Source organism: Streptomyces sp. NPDC060028, assembly GCF_042736725.1.
Lineage (GTDB): Bacteria > Actinomycetota > Actinomycetes > Streptomycetales > Streptomycetaceae > Streptomyces.
In genome coordinates, this window is the sequence record NZ_JBHWVJ010000076.1 from 15,190 (window position 1) to 35,176 (window position 19,987).

General features: G+C 69.4%; 18 protein-coding genes. 10 read left to right on the forward strand and 8 right to left on the reverse strand.

Annotated elements, in window-relative coordinates; genetic code table 11:
* Positions 1 to 52: 52 nt before the first annotated feature.
* Positions 53 to 1,843 carry a chromosomal replication initiator protein DnaA gene (dnaA, locus tag ACFWBF_RS29100; protein ID WP_385607112.1) on the reverse strand — a complete coding sequence of 597 codons (1,791 nt, stop codon included), beginning with the start codon at positions 1,841 to 1,843 and terminating at the stop codon, positions 53 to 55.
* A gap of 356 nt (positions 1,844 to 2,199) precedes the next feature.
* Here dnaA and rpmH point away from each other — a divergent pair, with 356 nt between their 5' ends.
* From rpmH to ACFWBF_RS29145, 9 genes are all read left to right on the forward strand, one after another.
* Entirely contained in the window at positions 2,200 to 2,337 is a 138-nt protein-coding gene (gene rpmH / locus ACFWBF_RS29105) for a 50S ribosomal protein L34 (protein WP_008741645.1), read from the forward strand.
* Between the two features lie 21 nt (positions 2,338 to 2,358).
* Positions 2,359 to 2,733, forward strand: a complete 375-nt coding sequence (gene rnpA / locus ACFWBF_RS29110) for a ribonuclease P protein component (RefSeq protein WP_385232096.1) — start codon at positions 2,359 to 2,361, stop codon at positions 2,731 to 2,733.
* Positions 2,730 to 3,011, forward strand: a complete 282-nt coding sequence (yidD, locus tag ACFWBF_RS29115) for a membrane protein insertion efficiency factor YidD (protein WP_076043740.1) — start codon at positions 2,730 to 2,732, stop codon at positions 3,009 to 3,011. Before rnpA ends, yidD begins: the two co-directional genes overlap by 4 nt.
* Positions 3,012 to 3,014: 3 nt before the next feature.
* Positions 3,015 to 4,121: a membrane protein insertase YidC gene (yidC, locus tag ACFWBF_RS29120; protein ID WP_385607114.1), complete on the forward strand. Its 1,107-nt coding sequence runs from the start codon at positions 3,015 to 3,017 to the stop codon at positions 4,119 to 4,121.
* A gap of 15 nt (positions 4,122 to 4,136) precedes the next feature.
* Positions 4,137 to 4,649 (forward strand): protein jag, encoded by a 513-nt coding sequence (locus ACFWBF_RS29125; RefSeq protein WP_385607116.1) that lies wholly within the window; start codon positions 4,137 to 4,139, stop codon positions 4,647 to 4,649.
* A 154-nt stretch (positions 4,650 to 4,803) separates the two neighbouring features.
* Positions 4,804 to 5,520 (forward strand): 16S rRNA (guanine(527)-N(7))-methyltransferase RsmG, encoded by a 717-nt coding sequence (rsmG, locus tag ACFWBF_RS29130; RefSeq protein WP_385607137.1) that lies wholly within the window; start codon positions 4,804 to 4,806, stop codon positions 5,518 to 5,520.
* A 275-nt stretch (positions 5,521 to 5,795) separates the two neighbouring features.
* Positions 5,796 to 6,881: an AAA family ATPase gene (locus ACFWBF_RS29135; protein ID WP_385607118.1), complete on the forward strand. Its 1,086-nt coding sequence runs from the start codon at positions 5,796 to 5,798 to the stop codon at positions 6,879 to 6,881.
* Positions 6,878 to 7,969: a ParB/RepB/Spo0J family partition protein gene (locus tag ACFWBF_RS29140; protein ID WP_385607119.1), complete on the forward strand. Its 1,092-nt coding sequence runs from the start codon at positions 6,878 to 6,880 to the stop codon at positions 7,967 to 7,969. The genes ACFWBF_RS29135 and ACFWBF_RS29140 overlap by 4 nt, the downstream gene beginning before the upstream one ends.
* A gap of 128 nt (positions 7,970 to 8,097) precedes the next feature.
* Complete coding sequence (locus ACFWBF_RS29145; protein ID WP_385232115.1) at positions 8,098 to 8,715, forward strand: GNAT family N-acetyltransferase; 618 nt, start codon at positions 8,098 to 8,100, stop codon at positions 8,713 to 8,715.
* A 60-nt stretch (positions 8,716 to 8,775) separates the two neighbouring features.
* Here the strand turns inward: ACFWBF_RS29145 and trxA are convergent, their stop codons facing one another.
* The 7 genes from trxA to ACFWBF_RS29180 all read right to left on the reverse strand — a co-directional run bounded on the left by trxA (position 8,776) and on the right by ACFWBF_RS29180 (position 18,273).
* A complete protein-coding gene (trxA, locus tag ACFWBF_RS29150) occupies positions 8,776 to 9,117 on the reverse strand; it encodes a thioredoxin (RefSeq protein ID WP_385607121.1) in 342 nt (113 codons plus the stop codon).
* A gap of 51 nt (positions 9,118 to 9,168) precedes the next feature.
* Entirely contained in the window at positions 9,169 to 10,128 is a 960-nt protein-coding gene (gene trxB, locus ACFWBF_RS29155) for a thioredoxin-disulfide reductase (RefSeq protein WP_385607123.1), read from the reverse strand.
* Between the two features lie 124 nt (positions 10,129 to 10,252).
* Positions 10,253 to 11,209, reverse strand: a complete 957-nt coding sequence (locus ACFWBF_RS29160) for a hypothetical protein (protein WP_385607125.1) — start codon at positions 11,207 to 11,209, stop codon at positions 10,253 to 10,255.
* Positions 11,206 to 11,907, reverse strand: coding sequence for an RNA polymerase sigma factor SigM (sigM, locus tag ACFWBF_RS29165; protein WP_385607127.1), 702 nt, complete (start codon positions 11,905 to 11,907; stop codon positions 11,206 to 11,208). The genes ACFWBF_RS29160 and sigM overlap by 4 nt, the downstream gene beginning before the upstream one ends.
* A 25-nt stretch (positions 11,908 to 11,932) precedes the next feature.
* Complete coding sequence (locus tag ACFWBF_RS29170) at positions 11,933 to 13,654, reverse strand: protein kinase family protein (protein ID WP_385607129.1); 1,722 nt, start codon at positions 13,652 to 13,654, stop codon at positions 11,933 to 11,935.
* A 127-nt stretch (positions 13,655 to 13,781) separates the two neighbouring features.
* Positions 13,782 to 15,956: a murein biosynthesis integral membrane protein MurJ gene (gene murJ / locus ACFWBF_RS29175; RefSeq protein ID WP_385607131.1), complete on the reverse strand. Its 2,175-nt coding sequence runs from the start codon at positions 15,954 to 15,956 to the stop codon at positions 13,782 to 13,784.
* A gap of 46 nt (positions 15,957 to 16,002) precedes the next feature.
* On the reverse strand, positions 16,003 to 18,273 hold the full coding sequence (locus tag ACFWBF_RS29180) for a DUF6049 family protein (protein WP_385607133.1): 2,271 nt from the start codon (positions 18,271 to 18,273) through the stop codon (positions 16,003 to 16,005).
* Positions 18,274 to 18,458: 185 nt separating this feature from the next.
* Here ACFWBF_RS29180 and ACFWBF_RS29185 point away from each other — a divergent pair, with 185 nt between their 5' ends.
* On the forward strand, positions 18,459 to 19,925 hold the full coding sequence (locus ACFWBF_RS29185; protein WP_385607135.1) for a CCA tRNA nucleotidyltransferase: 1,467 nt from the start codon (positions 18,459 to 18,461) through the stop codon (positions 19,923 to 19,925).
* The last annotated feature ends 62 nt before the right edge of the window (positions 19,926 to 19,987 follow it).

Sequence of the window (19,987 nt, forward strand, 5' to 3'; positions counted from 1 at the left end):
GCTCGCCCGCAGCCCCCGCACAGCCCTTTCAGGGGAGCCTGCGGCAGCGGCGTCAGGCGTTCTTGATGCGGTTGGTGAGCTCGGTGACCTGGTTGTAGATCGACCGGCGTTCCGCCATCAGGGCGCGGATCTTGCGGTCCGCGTGCATGACGGTGGTGTGGTCGCGGCCGCCGAACTGCGCGCCGATCTTGGGCAGCGAGAGGTCCGTGAGCTCCCGGCACAGGTACATGGCGATCTGCCGGGCGGTCACCAGCACGCGGCTGCGCGAGGAGCCGCACAGGTCGTCCACCGTGAGCCCGAAATAGTCGGCGGTGGCGGCCATGATGTCGCTGGCGGTGATCTCCGGCGCGCTGTCCTCGCCGCCCGGGATCAGGTTCTTGAGGACGTCCTCGGTCAGGCCCAGGTCGACCGGCTGGCGGTTGAGGCTCGCGAAGGCCGTGACCCGGATCAGCGCCCCCTCCAGCTCGCGGATGTTGCGCGAGATGCGGGAGGCGATGAACTCCAGTACCTCCGGCGGGGCGTTGAGCTGCTCCTGGACGGCCTTCTTGCGCAGGATCGCGATACGGGTCTCCAGCTCTGGCGGCTGGACGTCGGTGATCAGGCCCCACTCGAAGCGGTTGCGGAGCCGGTCCTCCAGGGTGACGAGCTGCTTGGGCGGCCGGTCGGAGGAGAGCACGATCTGCTTGTTGGCGTTGTGGAGCGTATTGAAGGTGTGGAAGAACTCCTCCTGCGTCGACTCCTTGCTCGCGAGGAACTGGATGTCGTCGACGAGCAGGATGTCCATCTCGCGGTAGCGCTTGCGGAACGCGTCGCCCTTGCCGTCGCGGATGGAGTTGATGAACTCGTTGGTGAACTCCTCGGAGCTCACGTAGCGCACGCGGGTGCCGGGGTACAGGCTCCGTGCGTAGTGCCCGATGGCGTGCAGCAGGTGCGTCTTGCCGAGGCCCGACTCCCCGTAGATGAAGAGGGGGTTGTACGCCTTCGCGGGCGCCTCGGCGACGGCCACGGCGGCCGCGTGCGCGAAGCGGTTGGAGGCGCCGATCACGAAGGTGTCGAAGAGGTACTTGGGGTTCAGGCGCGCCGTCGGTTCGAGCGGGCCCGAGGTGGAACCGCCGGACGGGGCCGGGGGCGGCGCGGGCCGGCCCGGGGCCGCCCGCGAGGCGGGCTGCTCGTACTGCTGCTGCTCGTATTGGTGGGGCTGACGCGACTGGTGTGACGGACGCGACTGCTGGGGCTCGTACGGGGACTGCTCGTACTTTCCCTGCTCGTAGCCGCCCTGGTCGTAGCCCGAGGGCTCGGACTGCTGGAGGTAGCCCGGCTGCGGGGAGGCGTACGGGTCGCGCTCGGGGAAACCGCCGAGGCGGGGCTGCTGCCAGCCGTACTCGTCCTGCTGTCCGCCGCGGGGCCAGGCGCCGGGCTCGGGGCGCGGCTGCTGGTAGTCCGGGTACGCGGGGCGTGCGCCGGGGAGCTGGTCGTCGCCGCCCGGGCCGGTGTGGCCGCCGGGGCGGCCGCCGTAGGGCTCGTACGAGTCGCGCTGCCCGGCGGGGGGCGCCTGGGGTGCGGGCTCGCCGGCGGAATCGTCGACGGTGATGGCGATGCGGATGGGGCGGCCGCACTCACGGCTGAGGGCATCACTGATCAGCGGGGCCAGGCGGCCCTCCAGGACGCGCTTGCCCCACTCGTTGGGGACGGCCAGCAGTGCGGTGTCGGCGACCAAGGCCAGCGGCTGGCAGCGCTCGACCCACTGCTTGTCCTTCGGCTCGATGCCCTGCTGTCCCTCCCCGAGGAGCTTTTCGAGCACCCTTGGCCACACTGCGGCAAGATCGGCAGGTACGTCAGCCACAGAGCACGCTCTCTCACAGGGGGTCCCACGAATGTGTGGTTCTTTGGGACGGTCGGGACAAAAAATCCGGGGTCGGACAACGGTAGTCAGGCCGACGGGTACGGTTCAAGTCGTTGTCCACAGCCTGTGCACAGTGTGGGGCCACGTCGGCTCGGTTTGACCGGATGGCGTAGCCGCGCGTACCGTAACGAGGTCGAGTTGTCGATGGCTGCTGCCGCCTGCCTACCGATGGGCGAAGGTCACTGATAGTGATCGTTTAGCGGTGCCACTCGGGCGAACACGCGAGTTTCCTCGTGGGCGCACGGTGACAGCCAGGCGATGTCCCGCCATAACGATTTATTCTCTGGAGCCCCCGAGTGAGCAAGCGCACCTTCCAGCCGAACAACCGCCGTCGTGCCAAGACCCACGGCTTCCGCCTGCGGATGCGTACCCGTGCAGGGCGCGCGATCCTCGCGAACCGTCGTGGCAAGGGCCGCGCCGCCCTTTCCGCGTAACAAAGCGCGGGTCGTGACGTCGTGCTGTCTCCCGAGAATCGGCTGAGGCGGCGCGAGGACTTCGCGAGCGCGGTACGTCGAGGTCGCCGGGCTGGTCGCCCGCTCCTCGTCGTCCATCTACGTACAAGCGGTGCAACGGACCCGCACGAGTCGGGGGAGACTGTTCCCTCGACGCGTGCGGGTTTCGTCGTCAGCAAGGCTGTCGGCGTTGCCGTCGTGCGTAACCGGGTCAAGCGCCGCCTGCGTCATCTGGTACGCGAGCGGTTGTCCCAGCTGCCCGCCGGTAGCCTGGTGGTGGTGCGGGCTTTGCCCGGAGCGGGTGATGCCGGCCTCGACGAGCTGGCCCGGGACCTGGATGCCGCATTGCTGCGGCTACTGGGAGGCGTGCCTCGATGAAGTACCCGCTGCTCGCTTTGATCAAGCTGTACCAGTGGACGATCAGTCCGCTGCTCGGCCCGGTGTGCCGTTACTACCCCTCGTGCTCGCACTACGGGTACACGGCCATCGACCGGCATGGTGCGGTGAAGGGGACGGCCCTGACCGCCTGGCGGATCCTGCGGTGCAATCCGTGGTCCCCGGGTGGTGTGGACCATGTCCCACCTCGTAAACGCCCGCGTTGGCACGAGCAGCTGCGCAGTGCGTTGCGTAGATCTCGCAATGCTCAAGGAGCCTGATTAGTGGACACGATTGCCAGTCTGTTCAGCTTTATCACCACACCCGTCTCGTGGGTCATCGTCCAGTTCCACTCGCTGTACGGCGCGATCTTCGGCCCGGACAGCGGATGGGCCTGGGGCCTGTCCATCGTGTCCCTGGTGGTTTTGATCCGCATTTGCCTGATCCCGCTCTTCGTGAAGCAGATCAAGGCGACGCGTGGCATGCAGGCGCTCCAGCCGAAGATGAAGGCGATCCAGGAGCGCTACAAGAACGACAAGCAGCGCCAGTCCGAAGAGATGATGAAGCTGTACAAGGAGACGGGTACCAACCCGCTCTCCTCGTGCCTTCCCATCTTGGCGCAGTCCCCGTTCTTCTTCGCGCTGTACCACGTGCTGTCGGCCATCGCCAACGGGCAGACCATCGGCGTCATCAACCAGTCGCTGCTGGAGAGTGCGCGACAGGCTCACATCTTCGGCGCCCCGCTGGCGGCGAAGTTCACGGACAGCGCCGAGAAGGTCGCTTCCCTGGGCGCCTCGATCACCGATGTACGCATCGTGACCGCCGTCATGATCATCATGATGTCGTTGTCCCAGTTCTACACCCAGCGCCAGCTGATGCAGAAGAACGTCGACCTCTCGGTCAAGACGCCGTTCATGCAGCAGCAGAAGATGCTGATGTACGTCTTCCCGCTGATCTTCGCGGTCATGGGCATCAACTTCCCCGTCGGTGTTCTCGTCTACTGGCTGACCACCAACGTGTGGACCATGGGCCAGCAGATGTACGTGATCAACCAGAACCCGACGCCGGGCAGCAAGGCGCAGGACCAGTACCTGACCCGCCTGCTCAAGCAGGTCACGTCGCACGGCGAGATCAAGGGCCGTGGCAAGAAGAAGATCGTCGCGGCGATCGTGGCCAAGGGCCCGGACCGCAACGACAACGAGCGCAAGTTCATCGCCACTCTGACGAAGCAGGGCATGGCCGCGCAGGCGGACGGCTCCGTGATCAAGAGTGTGGAGGCCACGGCCGACTCGGATGCGGCCGGTGGCGGCGCTGCCAAGCGCACCCAGCCGAAGCGGCAGTCGAAGTCGCAGCGGCAGACGCCCCCCAGCAAGCCCTCTCCCAAGAAGTAAGAAGGAGTCCCTCCCGTGACGGAAGGCACCACCACCGCCGCCGCTGAGAGTGGCGACACCCTGACCCGCCTCGAGCAGGAGGGTGAGATCGCGGCCGACTACCTTGAGGGTCTGCTGGACATTGCCGACCTGGACGGCGACATCGACATGGACGTCGAGGCCGACCGCGCCGCGGTGTCGATCGTCAGCGACTCCGCCGGCCGCGACCTGCAGAAGCTCGTGGGCCGTGACGGAGAGGTTCTGGAGGCTCTGCAGGAGCTGACCCGCCTCGCCGTGCACCGGGAGACCGGGGACCGCAGCCGGCTGATGCTGGACATCGACGGGTTCCGTGCGCAGAAGCGCGAGGAGCTGGCGATCCTGGGAGCCAAGGCGGCGGCGGACGTGAAGGCGTCCGGCGAGCCGATGAAGCTGGCGCCGATGACGCCGTTCGAGCGGAAGGTCGTCCACGACGCCGTGGCGGCCGCCGGTCTGCGCAGCGAGTCCGAGGGCGAGGAGCCGCAGCGCTTCGTCGTTGTGCTCCCGGCCTGACCGGAAGTGTGAGTGTTCGGCCCCGTCTGTGTCGCAGGCGGGGCCGATGTTTGTCAGCCTGGCAGTCGAGGGCGGCATCGTGAACAACACGGCATCGTCAAGACGATGCCGGTCGAAGGTTTTCAGAACCATGCGGAACGGAAGGACGGTCCCCGTGACGGAGGCAGCAGAGCTTCCCCCGGTGCCCGAAGTGGCGCGCGCGGTGTTCGGTGAGTTTTTCCCGGAAGCCGTGCGGTATGCGGAGCTGCTGGCGGACGCGGGGGTCAAGCGTGGGCTGATCGGTCCGCGTGAGGTGCCGCGGTTGTGGGAGCGGCACCTGCTGAACTGCGCGGTGCTCTCCGAGGTGGTGCCCGAGGGCGTCACGGTGTGCGACGTGGGTTCGGGCGCGGGACTGCCCGGTATCCCGCTGGCTCTGGTGCGGCGGGACCTGAAGATCACGCTGCTTGAGCCGCTGTTGCGTCGTACGACCTTCCTCCAGGAGGTCGTGGAACTGCTGGGCCTGGATCACGTGACGGTGGTGCGCGGGCGGGCCGAGGAGGTCCTCGGAAAGCTCCAGCCGGTGCACGTCGTGACGGCTCGCGCGGTGGCTCCGCTGGACAGGCTGGCGGCCTGGGGTGTGCCGCTGCTGCGTCCGTACGGCGAGATGCTGGCGTTGAAGGGCGACACCGCCGAGGAGGAGCTCGTGTCGGCGAAGACCGCTCTGACCAAGCTCGGTGTGGTGAAGACCTCTGTCCTGCACGTGGGCGAGGGAGTCGTGGACCCGCTGTCCACAGTGGTCCGGGTCGAGGTCGGAGAAAGCCCCGGTGGGGTGAGGTTCGCGGCCAAGCGGGCTAAGGCTGCCCGGGTCAGCCGCACGCGCCGACGCCGCTGATCCCTACAGGTGCTCGCGTGCGCGGGGTTTCCAGTGGAGATTTCGGGTGTGTTGCGCCCTATAGGTATGGATTTCGGAGTGTCGTAGCGGCCTGATGACTCCGTCCGGGCATCGTGTTTCACGTGAAACGTCGCTCTCTGCTGCACGGAATCATCAGCCGCGGTCGTGCGGCTGCGTCCCCCCGTCACCACAAGAACGAAGGGGGGACGGAGTTGTCCACATCGGTGGATTCATCCACAGGAGTACGGGCCCCGCTGGTTCGCGACCCCGATGCCATGGCAGGCTCTGTTCATCGCGAGCCTGATGTCGAGGAGAGTGACACCGTGCGGTCCGACGCCAACCTCGCGGGGCCCATGGCCGATCCGGTCCCCGGTCCCCGCTCTGAAGCACCGGGCGAGGATGTTTCACGTGAAACATCGTCGCCCCTTGTAGACAACGACACCCCCATCGGCCGAGCTGCCCAGCTGGCCGTCGAGGCGCTGGGGCGCGCCGGCGAGCGCCTGCCCCGCCCGGCCCAGACCCGGATCATGGTGGTCGCCAACCAGAAGGGCGGCGTCGGCAAGACCACGACGACCGTGAACCTGGCGGCTTCTCTGGCCCTGCACGGTGCGCGGGTCCTGGTGATCGACCTCGACCCGCAGGGCAATGCCTCCACGGCTCTTGGTATCGATCACCACGCGGACGTGCCGTCGATCTACGACGTGCTCGTGGACAGCCGCCCGCTGCTGGAGGTCGTCCAGCCGGTGGTGGATGTGGAGGGCCTCTTCTGCGCCCCGGCCACGATCGATCTGGCGGGTGCCGAGATCGAGCTGGTGTCACTGGTGGCGCGCGAGAGCCGGCTCCAGCGGGCGATCCAGGCGTACGAGCAGCCGCTCGACTACATCCTGATCGACTGCCCGCCCTCGCTGGGACTGCTGACGGTGAACGCGCTGGTCGCGGGCGCCGAGGTGCTGATCCCGATCCAGTGCGAGTACTACGCGCTGGAGGGACTGGGTCAGCTGCTGCGCAACGTCGATCTGGTGCGGGCCCATCTGAACCAGACGCTCCACGTGTCGACGATCCTGCTGACGATGTACGACGGCAGGACGCGGCTGGCCTCGCAGGTCGCGGAGGAGGTGCGCACCCACTTCGGCAAGGAGGTGCTGCGCACCAGCATCCCCCGGTCGGTGCGTATTTCCGAGGCGCCGAGCTATGGCCAGACGGTGCTCACGTACGACCCGGGCTCCAGCGGTTCCCTCTCCTACCTGGAGGCGGCGCGCGAGATCGCGCTGCGGGGGGCCGGAATTCATTACGACGCCCAGCACGCCCATCTGGGCGCGGGCCTGAACAGCACGCAGAGTGTGGCGGAGGGGATCCAGTGAGTGAGCGACGTAGGGGGCTGGGGCGGGGGCTCGGCGCGCTGATTCCCGCGGCTCCCCAAGAGAAGACGCCGTCGGTGATCGGTTCCGGGTCGACGTCTCCGTCGGCGGTACCCGTACTGACGTCGGAGCGAGGGATCGCGGCGGCGAAGCTGGCAGCTTTGGCCCAGGCCGATGTTTCACGTGAAACATCGGTGCCGGTCGTGGCGGTGGATGAGCCGGAGCCGGCGGGTCCCGAGGCCAATGTGGTGGCGGGGGCGACGTTCGCGGAACTTGCGATGGACGCGATCACCCCGAATCCGCGGCAGCCCCGCGAGGTGTTCGACGAGGACGCCCTGGCCGAGCTGGTGACCTCCATCCAGGAGGTAGGCCTGCTGCAGCCGGTGGTGGTGCGGCAGTCGGCGCCGGGCCGCTACGAGCTCATCATGGGCGAGCGGCGTTGGCGCGCGTGCCGGGAGGCCGGACTGGCTCGCATCCCGGCGATCATCCGGGCGACGGACGACGAAAAGCTGCTGCTGGACGCGCTCCTGGAGAACCTGCACCGGGCGCAGCTGAACCCGCTGGAGGAGGCTGCGGCGTACGACCAGTTGCTCCAGGACTTCAACTGCACGCACGATCAGCTGGCGGACCGGATCGGGCGTTCGCGTCCGCAGGTGTCGAACACGCTGCGGCTGCTGAAGCTGTCCCCGCCGGTGCAGCGCCGGGTGGCGGCGGGAGTGATCTCGGCCGGGCATGCGCGGGCGCTGCTGTCGGTGGCGGACTCCGAGGAGCAGGACCGGCTGGCGCATCGGATCGTGGCCGAGGGGCTGTCGGTGCGTGCCGTTGAGGAGATCGTGACCCTGATGGCTTCCGAGCCGTCGAGCCCGGTCAAGCCGAAGGGCCCGCGGGCGGGTGCACGGGTGTCGCCGGCACTCAGCGAGCTGGCGACGCGCCTGTCGGACCGGTTCGAGACGCGGGTGAAGGTGGATCTGGGTCAGAAGAGGGGCAAGATCACCGTTGAGTTCGCCTCGATGGAGGATCTGGAGCGGATTCTGGGGACGCTGGCACCGGGCGAGGGCCGGGTGCTGGAGCAAGGTCTTTCCGGGGAGTGAGTCCCGGGCAGCACTAGGGGCGGATCGTGTCGGTGGGAGTCGGCGCGGTCCGCCCCTTTGCCGTGTCTTGTCGCGGTTTCGGGTGCTGTGCCATCGAAGAAAACATGGCCAGTGGATACGATTCCCTCATGGGTCGTCGGCTGGTACCGCTCACGCTGGACAACCTCCAGGACCTGCCCCGGCGTTGCCGGTCCTGCGTCTTCTGGGAGCTGGACCCGGTCAGCGGGGCGGCCGCCGTGAAGTCGGGGACTCCGGCACAGGAGAAGGAGGCATGGATCTCCGCCGTCCTGTTGGAGTGGGGATCATGCGGCCGCGTGGTCTATGTGGACGAGGTCCCGGTGGGGTTCGTCCTCTACGCGCCGCCGGCGTATGTGGCCCGGGCCACGGCCTTTCCGACGAGTCCGGTGTCCCCCGACGCGGTCCAGCTGATCACTGCGTGGATCATGCCCGGCTATCAGGGGCAGGGCCTGGGACGGGTGATGGTCCAGACGGTGGCGAAGGACCTGCTACGCCGGGGCTTCCGCGCGATCGAGGCATTCGGGGACGCGCGGTGGGACGGGCCGGCGTGTCTGCTGCCCGCCGACCATCTGCTGGCGGTGGGCTTCAAGACGGTGCGGCCTCATCCGGTGCACCCACGGCTGAGGTTGGAGCTGCGCTCCACGCTGTCGTGGAAGGAAGACGTGGAGCTGGCCCTCGACCGGCTGCTGGGTGCGGCGCGCAAGGAACCGGCGCTTCGTCCCCTGTGAGCCTGGGGATACGCGAAACGGGGCCGCCCCTGGAGGGGCGGCCCCGTTTCACACGTTGCGTCAGGCCGTCTTGATCTCGATGAAGTCCGAGAGGTCGCGCAGGATGGCGGCCTTGGGCTTGGCGCCGACGATGGTCTTGGCGACCTCGCCACCCTGGTAGACGTTCAGCGTCGGGATGGACATGACGCCGTACTTGGCAGCCGTGGCCGGGTTCTCGTCGATGTTGAGCTTGACGATCTCGATCTCGTCGCCGTACTCGGCGGCAATGGCCTCCAGCGACGGAGCGATCTGGCGGCACGGACCGCACCAGGCCGCCCAGAAGTCGACGAGGACGGGCTTGTCGCTGCTGAGGACCACGGTGTCGAAGTCGTCGTCGGTCACGTTCTTGAGGGTGCCGGCCACAGCGGCCTCCTTCTTCCTGCGGGGTGTGGGGTGTAGGGGGTGGTGCGGGGGTCAGACCGTCGCGTGGGCCTTCTCGGCGTCCGCGAGGGCGGCGAGGAAGCGCTCGGCGTCGAGGGCGGCGGAGCAGCCCGTGCCGGCGGCGGTGATGGCCTGACGGTAGGTGTGGTCCACGACGTCGCCCGCACCGAACACACCGGTGAGGCTGGTGCGGGTGGAGGGCGCGGCCACCTTGAGGTAGCCCTCTTCGTCGAGGTCCAGCTGGTCCTTGAACAGCTCGGTGCGCGGGTCGTGGCCGACGGCGATGAAGAGGCCGGTCACGGGCAGCTCGGAGGTCTCACTGGTCTTGGTGTTGCGCAGGGTGAGGCTGGAGAGCTTCTGCTCGCCGTGGATCTCGGCGACCTCGCTGTCCCAGGCGAACTTGATCTTCGGGTCGGCGAAGGCGCGGTCCTGCATGGCCTTGGAGGCGCGCAGGCTGTCGCGACGGTGAACGATGGTGACGGACTTGGCGAACCGGGAGAGGAAGGTGGCCTCCTCGATCGCGGTGTCGCCGCCGCCGACCACGGCGATGTCCTGCTCCTTGAAGAAGAAGCCGTCGCAGGTGGCGCACCAGGAGACGCCACGACCCGAGAGGGCGTCCTCGTTGGGCAGACCGAGCTTGCGGTGCTGGGAACCGGTGGTGACGATGACGGCCTTTGCGCGGTGCACGGTGCCGGCCGTGTCGGTGACCGTCTTGATCTCACCGGTGAGGTCCACGGACACGATGTCGTCGGGCACGAGCTCGGCGCCGAAGCGCTCGGCCTGGCCGCGCATGTTGTCCATGAGGTCCGGGCCCATGATGCCGTCCTGGAAGCCGGGGAAGTTCTCGACCTCCGTGGTGTTCATCAGCGCGCCACCGGCGGTCACGGCGCCTTCGAAGACCAGGGGCTTGAGCGAAGCGCGTGCGGTGTACAGGGCGGCCGTGTAACCGGCCGGCCCGGAGCCGATGATGATCACGTTTCGTACGTCGCTCACGGGTTATTCCTCGTCTCTGCGGACTGCCTGCTGCTGCCGGGGGGCCGGTGTGGACTCTCACCCCACCCAACGGATCCTACGGCGCATGCATTCCCCTTCCGTCCCCCGTGCGGACGGCGGGGTGTCAGCTCCGGGGGTAGGTACTGCTGAGCAGAGGTTTCCCGGGAGCGGTGGAAGGGCCGTTCTCACAGGCCGCGTCGACGAGGTAGGCGTCCACGAGGCCAGGGTCGCCGGGGTGCGCGAGGACGAGGAGGTAGACGTCCTTGCGCTCGTACGTGCCCCGGTCGGTGGCGAGCGGAGTGTCCGCGCGGCCGGTGCCCTCCTGGACGCACTCGGGGACGCTCGCCGCGCCGCGGTCCCCCGGAGCCACCCCGGGAGCCGGAGTGGTGTTCTCCATCCCATAGGTGTTGTTCTGCTCTCCCGGAGGCGTCTTGGGGCGCTGCCCCGGGCCGAGCAGGTCGCGAACGATGTCCTGGAGGCCCTGGGCGGTGTACGCAGGTCCGCGGGGCTTGGCCAGGGGGCTGGTGGCATCGGCGCGTGCGGCCGTGTCGTGCGAGGTCGAAGTGTCGTGCAGGCCGGTGGCCAGGAAGATCCCGAGTGCGCAGGCGGCGGCCAGAGCCCCGAGGGCGGCGATCCGGCGGCGGGCGCGGCGCCGGCCGGGACCGGTTGAGCCGGTCGGGTGACCGGAGGGCCGCAGGCCTCCCGTTCCACCGCTTCGGGCGGGGGCGGCGGCTGATGTTTCACGTGAAACATCGTCGGCCTCGACGTCCTTTGGGGCGGACTGCCGGCCGTGTTCGGCCGGGGCCGGGCCGGGCGCGGGAGTGGTCGCGTCGAGGAGTGCCTCGGCGGCCAGGGCCGCGTCGATGCGGCCTGCGATGTCGACGGGCATCCGCGGATGCCCGGGGAGGGTGCCGAGCAGGGCCCGGATCTCCTCCAGGGAGGCGCGGACGTCGGCGCACAGGGCGCAGTCGCCGAGGTGGCTTCGGACCTCGGCGGTGCGGGACGGGGAGAGCAGGCCTTCGGCCAGGTCGGAGATCTCGGAGACGTCCGGGTGCCGGATCGTGCCGGTAGTGGGGCTCACGCTCGTCCACCTCCGCCCTTCACTGCGTCTGGACCCGGTGCCGGTTCCCTGGGTTCTGCCGTGGGTGGGACGGCTGTTCCCGGCGTCCGGTTCCTTCCCCGCTCAGTGCCGGTGTTATCCCCGGCATTCGTGCGCAGATGAGTGAGCAGCGGGACGAGTTTCGCCCGGCCACGGGCACAGCGGCTCTTCACGGTGCCGGTGGGCACGTCGAGGATCCGTGCGGCTTCGGCCACGGGGTAGCCCTGCATGTCGACCAGGACCAGGGCCGCCCGCTGTTCGGCCGGGAGCGTGCCGAGAGCGGCCAGGAGCTGGCGGTGGAGGTCCTGGCGCTCCGCGGGGGCCTCGGCGGACTCGTGGGGCTCCAGGAGGCGCTCCAGACGGTCCGTGTCGTCGAGGGGCGCCGTCTTGCGGGAGGCGGCCTTGCGTGCCCGGTCCAGGCAGGCATTGACGGTGATGCGGTGGAGCCAGGTGGTGACGGCGGATTCACCGCGGAAGGTGTGCGCTGCCCGGTAGGCGGAGACGAGCGCGTCCTGCACGGCGTCGGCCGCTTCCTCCCGGTCGCCGAGGGTGCGCAGGGCCACGGCCCACAGCCGGTCGCGGTGGCGGCGTACCAGCTCACCGAAGGCGTCCGGGTCTCCCGCGGCGTGCAGCGCCAGGAGTTCCTGGTCGCTGCGTCCGCCGGGTGTGGCGTCGTCCAACGGTGAGCCCCTCCCCTGGTCTCTGTCAGCCCGTGAACTTCACATCCGTGATGGCCTGCTTGAACCCGGCCTGGCTGTACTGGTCACCGCCCGCTTGGGGCATGGCGGTGATCCACACGAGGACGTAGCGCGTCTTGACCGGCGCCTCGGCGGCCAGCTTGAGGGAGCTGTCCGAAGTGGTGGCGGTCGCGATCTGCTTCATGGAGCCGACCGGGGTCGACGAGGACATGGAGCCGGTCGCGTAGAGCGTGGCGGTGGTGTGGTCACCCGCGAACCGCAGCGCTATCGAGGCGGCGCTGACGTCCTCCTCGGAGCCGAGATCGTAGACGATGCCGACCCCCGCCTTGTAGGCCTTCATGTCGGGCCCGTCATAGAAGCTCTTGGTCCGCCAGTACGTGGAGGCGTCCCCGTCGTAGGTGTTCGAGACGCCCTCGACGTCCTGGGGGTTGCCGTCGGGGTAGTACTCCTGGGCGCCCTTGACGGAGAGCGGGACCGGGTCCTTCTTGTTCGGGGCGTCGTCTCCCTTGGGCGGCGGGTTCTGGCTGTTGCCGGTGCCCTGGCTGCTGTGGTCCAACAGAGTGTCGGCGAGCTGCCAGCTGCCCAGGCCGAGGGCGGCGATGAGCAGGGCGGCGACACCCCACTTGAGGGCCCTGCCGGTACGGCTCTGCAGCGGGGGCGGCGGGGGGACGACGGTGACGTTCTGGGTGGAGGGCATGCCGGGAGGCGTGGGCCGACCGTAGCTGCCCTGCTGGTAGGTCGTGTTCTGGTACTCGGGCGGTGCGGTGAAGGCGGGCTCCGGAGGCCGGATGCGGGGCATCGCGGCGACGGCCTTGGCCAGCTCCTCCGGGGTGGTGCAGGCGGGTTCCTGACGGGAGGCCGTGGCCCCGTCGTTGGCGAGCGCGCGCATGGCGAGCTCGCCGAGGCCGCGGTGGACGCCGGCGCGGACCTGGTCGGGAGCGATCAGTCCGACGCCCTTGGGCAGGCCGGTCAGGCCGTAGGCGTCCGTCTCGTAGGGCCAGCGCTGGGTGAGGGAGGCGTACAGGAGCGCTCCGATGGCCTCGGTGTCCGCGCGCTGCGGGGTCTCGCTGGTGATGCCGCGCAGGGCGGCGTTCACGGCGAGGCCGCGGATGCGGTACTGGCCCGTGGAGGTGCGCAGTATCGCGCTGGGCGTGAGCCGTAGATGGGCCAGGCCCTCGCGGTGCGCCGCCGTCATGGCCTGCGAGACCTGGCTGACGAGTTGGTAGGCCTCGTGGGGCTCCAGGGGGCCCGCGGCGAGGAGTGCGGTGAGCTCGGTGGCGTCGGGCAGCCATTCGTGCACGACGTAGACGAGGTCGTTCTCCTCCACGGCGTCGAGGACCTGGACGAACCGGGGGTCGCCGAGCAGGGCGGAGGAGCGGGCCGCGGCCAGGACGGCGCGGGCCCGGGGGTGGTCGGCGGGCAGCAGATGGACGCCCACCGCGCGGCGCAGCTTCTCGTCCATCGCGCGCCAGCTGCTGAATCCGTCCAGACGGGTGACGCACTCTTCGAGGCGGTAACGCCTTGCGAGCTTGTGGCCGCTGTGAAGTTCGGGTGCGGCCGCGGGGGCCGCGTTTTTGCGTTCGCCGTCCTTTTCGGGCATGGGTCCGTCCGCGGCTCGTCCGTTCTGGGTGTCCACCCCGTCGGCCGTGGCCTTGGCCGCATCTGCGGCCAGCGGCTCATCGCCGCTGTTGTCGGCCACGTCGACGGCAGCCGTGCTACGTTCCGCCACCGTCGTTCCTGCCTCCCCATCCGTTGCGCGCTGTCGGCCAGTCTGCGAAGCCAAGCCAATTGTGCCCACAGTCCGGCGCTCTGCACGACACGCGATGGGGGTCTTGGTCGGATTGTGCGTGCTCGAATCAGCGCCCCATGCGCCCGCGGACCATTCCGACCAGGGCGTTGAGCTCCTCGATCCGCATCCGCTTGGCGGCGATGAGGAACACGGCGGCGAGGGCCACACCCCCGGTGACCAGGGAAACAACGGAACCGGCGACTCCGCTGCCGAGCCACTGGGTGACCGCGTAGGCGGCGGCGCCGGCCACGGCGGCGGCCGGGACACAAGCTCCGATGAGTCGCGCGTAAGTCCGCATCACGTGGGCGCCGTCGAGGTTGCCGCCGAGGCGGGTGCGCAACCGCCGCCATGCGACGCCGACGCCGACGGTGTATCCGAGGCCGTAGGCGGCGGCCATCCCGACGACCGCCCAGCGTGCGGGGAGGACGAAGAAGGCGGCCGTGGAGACCGCCGCGTTGACGGTCGCGACGATGACGGTGTTGTAGAAGGGCGTCCGGGTGTCCTCGTAGGCGTAGAAGCCGCGCAGGACGACGTATTGGACGGAGTACGGGATCAGCCCGAGGCCGAAGGCCATCAGGACGAAGCCGATGTTCCTCGCGCCGTCGCCGGCGCCGGCGTAGAGCAGGGTGGCCATCGGGACGCCGAGGGCCAGGAAGGCGAAGGCACAGGGCACGATGGCGACGGCCGAGGTGCGCAGGCCGTAGGAGATGTCGTCGCGGACCGCGGCGGCGTCCCCGTCGTGCGCGGAACGGGAGATGCGGGGCAGGACGGCCGTCATGACGGAGACGGTGATGATCGCCTGCGGCATCTGCCAGAGCAGCAGCGCGTAGTTGTAGGCGGTGATGCCGGTGCCGTGGTGGCCCTGCTTGTCGGCCACCTCGCCGGCCCAGGTGGCGAGCTGGGTGACGACGACGAGGCCGATCTGGTTGGCGAGGACGAAGAAGAACGTCCACTTGGCCAACTTGGCGGCCTTGCCGAGACCGTGGCCCTTCCAGTCGAAGCGCAGCCGCGGCCTGAAGCCCGCGTCGCGCAGGTACGGGAGCATCGCGAGGGCCTGGACGGTGAGGCCGAGCAGGGTGCCGATGCCCAACAGGCGTACCCCGTCGGCGGTGACGGTGCCTTCGGTGATGCCGGAGGAGGTGAAGCCGCCGAAGGCCCAGATGAAGGCGCCGAAGGTGGCGATGACGACGATGTTGTTGAGGACCGGCGTCCACATCATCGCGCCGAAGCGGCCGCGGGCGTTGAGGATCTGACCGAGCACCACGTGGACGCCCATGAAGAACATGGTCGGCAGGCAGTAGTGGGCGAAAGCCACGGCGACGTCGAGCCGCTGCGGATCCGAAGCGATCTTCTGCGACATCATGCTGATGAACAGCGGGGCCGCAAGGACGCAGATCGTGGTGACACCGGCCAGCAGGACCACCACGAGGGTCAGCAGGCGGTTGGCATAAGCCTCGCCGCCGTCCTCGTCGTTCTTCATCGCCCGGACCAGCTGCGGGATGAAGACGGCGTTGAGGGCGCCGCCGCCGACCAGCACGTAGATCATCGTCGGCAGGGTGTTGGCGACCTGGTACGTGTCGTTGAGCGTGCTGACGCCGATGGCGCCGGCAATCACGAGCGTCCGCAGGAAGCCGGTCATGCGGGAGACGATCGTGCCGGCGGCCATGAGCGCGCTGGACTTGAGGAGGCTGGAGGCGCGCCCGGCGGGCTTGCTCGGGGCCGGGACGGCCACGGGGGCGTCCTCGGCCGGGGTGCGCGGCGCCCCCTCCTGGTCCCGGTACAGGTGGGCGAAGGCGTCGGGCTGGGGGTCCTGGTCGGCGGCCTTGGTGACCAGGGAGTCCACGCCGACGAACTGCGTGGTGGTGGCGTGGTCGCCGTAGGGCAGGTGGCGGGAGGGGCCGTCCGGCTCGGGCGGCGGGGTCTGGGCCCAGACGCGCGGGTCGGGGGCGTACGAGGGCGTCGGCGGCGCCGCGTAGAGCGGGCCGGGCTCCTGGAAGGTGCCGGGCGGTGGCGGCGGGTGCGCGGACCGGTCGTAGAGGACCTCGGCGACGGGGTCCTGGGCCGACAGGTCCTGCGACCGGTACGGGTCGTAGTCGTAGGCGTCCTGGACATACGGGTCGTGATCCGGTGCGGGCGCGGGCGCGGGAACCTGCCCGGGCACCGCGGTGCCGGGAGCAGTGCCCTGGGCGGGCGCGGGCCCGCCAGTGCCCTGCGCACGGTCACCGTCGTACGGCGCGTTCATCGAAACCCCACCTCATCGTCCCCAGGCCGGCCGGCCACGGCATCGCTCAACGGTCCACTGTCTCACCCGAGCCGGACGCCTCCGTGCTTTGCGGTCCGGTGTCCGGGGACTCGTCACTCGGCTGCGTGCTCTCCTGGGCCGCCGCCCGGGCCGCGACGCGCTTGCGGCTGGCGTACATCTTGATACCAGCCAGAACGAGGAGCAGGACACCGCCGGCGATGACGAGCATGACGGTGGAGGTGACCTCGGTGGCCTCGACGGTGAACCTGCGCTCCTTGCCGTAAGGGACGCCGTCCGTGGTGAAGAGCTGAGCGGTGACCTCCACCGGGCCGGTCGCCGTGGCATTGGCGTCGAACTTGACGGTCTGGCTGTGGCCGCCCTGCACGACGATTTCCTGCTGGTCCTCGCCCTTGTCGCCGAACATCAGGCGGGTGGGGTTGGCGGACTTCACGCGCAGTACCAGGTTGTGGACGTCCTGGACGAGGCTGTTCTGGACGCTCACGGGGATGGTCGCGCTGTGCCCGGAGAGCGTGGCGTCGGACTTTGGAACGACCTTGACCTTCTCGGTGAGGCCGTTCAGGTACTGCTGCACCTGGCTCCGGTAGTCCAAGGCCGCCTCGGGGCGCCCCCGCCAGGACGTGGACATCTCGCGGTTGGTCGTGTTGCCGAAGGGGATCTCGACGCGGTCGGGCGCCGTGAGGATCACCTTGAAGTGGTCGAGGGTGTTCTGCGTGGCGCGGATCTTCTCGAAGGCGGCGACCGGCAGCTCTTGGCTCGCCAGGGCCTCGGGGTACTGGCCGGCGCCCGGGACCTGGGTGGCGGCGCCCGGGTCCGGCTTCGTGGCGGCCGCGGCCTCCAGGTCGGCGGGCTGGGTCCAGCGGCCCGCCTGCAGGCCGCGCAGGGCGGCGGCCATCGACTGCGCCTGGCTGGCGGAGGGCATCCGGTCCGGGGCGACGACCACGCTGCGCTGGCTGTCGGTCTTCTGGAGGTTCAGCGCGAGGCTCTGGGCCAGGAACTGCTGCACCGCGAGGACGGAGTTGCCGACGCTGAGCATGTCGCCCCGGAAGGCGGTCGAGAGCTCCGCGTCGGCAACGACGGCGGTGGTGCCCGCGCCGATGGGGCGGGCGGCCGACGGGGTGTATCCGAGGGTGCCGGTCTCCTGGAGGCTGTCGCTGCGGGTGAGCACGTTGTGTGCGCCGGCCGAGGTCGCGACGTTGACGATCGACGGATCGATCGCGCCGTCCACGGGCCACGAGAAGTCGGTGGAGGCCGGGACGTGCAGGACCGTCTCGACGGCCTGCTTGGCCTTGTCGGTGGCGGGCCGCAGCTGGCCCAGGGTGCCCGGGACGTCCTTGCCGCGGTGGGCGAGGGAGGCGATGTCGGGGTCGGCGAAGGGCAGCGCGACGACCTTCTTGCCCTGGACGGCCGTCTCCAGCGCGCTCAGCCACTGCTCGGCGACGGCCTTGTTCTTGCCCGGGAGGGGCTTGCCGGCCGGATCGGGGTTGCGGATCCGGTAGCCCTTGGTCATGGCATCGACCGACTGCAGCAGGTCGGGGTCGATGACCCAGGTGATGGGCAGGTCCTTGCCGAGGGAGACCATCTGCTCCAGGCGCCCGCCGGCACGCAGCTCGTCGGCGAGGGAGTCGTCGAGGAAGACGGGGGTCTGCACGTCGTCCGAGCCGGTCTCCGCCGTCAGGTGCGTGGTGGAGATCAGCGGCCACACGTAGGTCATCTGGTAGCGCTGGGCGGAGGCCTCGGGCTGCCAGGGCAGGAAGGTCCGCTTGATGCCGAGGACCTGCTCGTACTGGCGGCTGTCGGTCTCCCCGGACAGGGAGACTCCGAGCTGATAGACGCCGTCCTTGTCGAGCTCCAGCTTGCTCACCGGCACCTTGATGGTGAACGGCTGAGCGACCTTCGTGGGCAGCGACGGGATCTTGACGGCGTATTCCGGGGAGATCTCGGCGGGGTCGGTGCCGGCCCGGAAGGAGCCGCGCTCCGCCGCCTCGCCGATGGAGCTGCGGTCGCCCAGTGCGGGACCGACGCGCAGACCCACGTGCGCGTCGGTGATCTTCTCGCGGCCGTTGTTGACCACGGTGCCGGAGATCGTGAGGGTGTCGCTCTTGATCGGGGCGGTGGGGGCCACCTCGTGGAGCTGGATGTCGACGGAGGCCGCCTCGGCGGCCTGTGCCTGGGGGGCGGGCATGTAGACCAGACCCGCGAACACGGGCGTTCCGGCGAGCAGGACGACCGCGCGCCGCATCCAGCGTCGCCGGGCAGGGGCGGGGCGTGCCCCCTGGATGTCTGCCGCCTCGGCCACGCGCTCGCCCGTCCCTCGAAGTGTCAGTGGTCGTCGTTTGTGCGTCTACGCATGGTAACGAGACCCGCTGTGCGCGAGTGCCGCGCCTTGCTCCACATGATCGGGTCAGGCCCGACGGGGCTGTGGGGCGGGGTGGCCACAAACGAGGAAGCTCCCGGCGGGCGGGGCACGTACCCTTTTCTGTTGTGCCGAACGCCAACGAAGACAACCTCAGTGTCCTGAACCAGGTGCAGCTCCGCGCGGTGAGTGAACTGCTGCGTGTGGCCCCTGTCGCCGACGAGCTCGGCCGCCGCTTCCAGGAGGCGGGCTTCAGCCTTGCCCTGGTCGGCGGGTCCGTCCGCGACGCGCTGCTGGGGCGTCTCGGCAACGACCTCGACTTCACCACCGATGCCCGCCCCGAGGACGTGCTCAAGATCGTCCGGCCATGGGCCGACTCGGTCTGGGACGTCGGTATCGCCTTCGGCACAGTGGGGGCCCAGAAGGGTGCCCGCGTCGCAGGCGCCGATCGAAACTTTCAGATCGAGGTGACGACGTACCGCTCCGAGGCGTACGACCGCACGTCGCGCAAGCCTGAGGTCTCCTACGGCGACTCCATCGAGGAGGACCTGGTCCGGCGCGATTTCACGGTCAACGCCATGGCGCTGGCCCTGCCGGAGCAGGAGTTCATCGACCCCCACGGCGGTCTGGAGGACCTCCGTACGGGCGTCCTGCGGACCCCCGGCACTCCCGAGGACTCCTTCTCGGACGACCCGCTGCGGATGCTGCGCGCGGCACGGTTCGCCGCCCAGCTGGACTTCGAGGTCGCCCCCGAGGTCGTGGCGGCGATGACGGCGATGTCCGGCCGAATCGAGATCGTCTCGGCGGAGCGCGTGCAGGGTGAGCTCAACAAGCTGCTGCTCTCCGCGAACCCGCGCAAGGGCCTGGGCCTGCTCGTGGACACCGGGCTGGCCGACCATGTGCTGCCCGAGCTGCCGGCACTGCGGCTGGAAAGTGATGAGCACCACCGGCACAAGGACGTCTACGACCACTCGCTGATCGTGCTGGAGCAGGCGATCGCCCTGGAGGAGGACGGGCCTGACCTGGTGCTGCGGCTCGCGGCGCTGCTGCACGACATCGGCAAGCCCCGCACCCGCCGGTTCGAGAGCGACGGACGGGTCTCCTTCCACCACCACGAGGTGGTCGGCGCGAAGATGACCAAGAAGCGCATGACCGCTCTGAAGTACTCCAACGACATGATCAAGGAAGTCTCCCGGCTGGTCGAGCTGCACCTGCGCTTCCACGGGTACGGGGACGGGGAGTGGACCGACTCCGCGGTGCGCCGTTATGTCCGCGATGCCGGTCCGCTGCTGGAGCGCCTGCACAAGCTGACCCGCTCCGACTGCACCACCCGTAACAAGCGCAAGGCCAATGCCCTCTCCCGGACCTACGACGGGCTGGAGGAGCGCATCGAGCAGTTGCAGGAGCAGGAGGAGCTGGATGCGATCCGGCCCGACCTGGACGGCAACGAGATCATGGAGGTGCTGGACGTCGGCCCTGGTCCCGTGATCGGCAAGGCCTACGCGTTCCTGCTGGAGCTGCGGCTGGAGAACGGCCCGATGGGTCGTGAGGCGGCCGTCGCGGCTCTCAAGGAGTGGTGGGCCGCGCAGGCCTGATGCGCGGTCTCAGGCACCGGCGGTCGATGTTTCACGTGAAACATCGACCGCCGGTGCCTGAG

Bases quoted from the DNA above. Each gene is read 5' to 3' on its own strand.
- yidD (WP_076043740.1), top strand. From the start codon at position 2,730: ATGAAGTACCCGCTGCTCGCTTTGATCAAGCTGTACCAGTGGACGATC.
- ACFWBF_RS29145 (WP_385232115.1), top strand. From the start codon at position 8,098: ATGGGTCGTCGGCTGGTACCGCTCACGCTGGACAACCTCCAGGACCTG.
- ACFWBF_RS29135 (WP_385607118.1), top strand. From the start codon at position 5,796: ATGGCAGGCTCTGTTCATCGCGAGCCTGATGTCGAGGAGAGTGACACC.
- murJ (WP_385607131.1), bottom strand. From the start codon at position 15,956: ATGAACGCGCCGTACGACGGTGACCGTGCGCAGGGCACTGGCGGGCCC.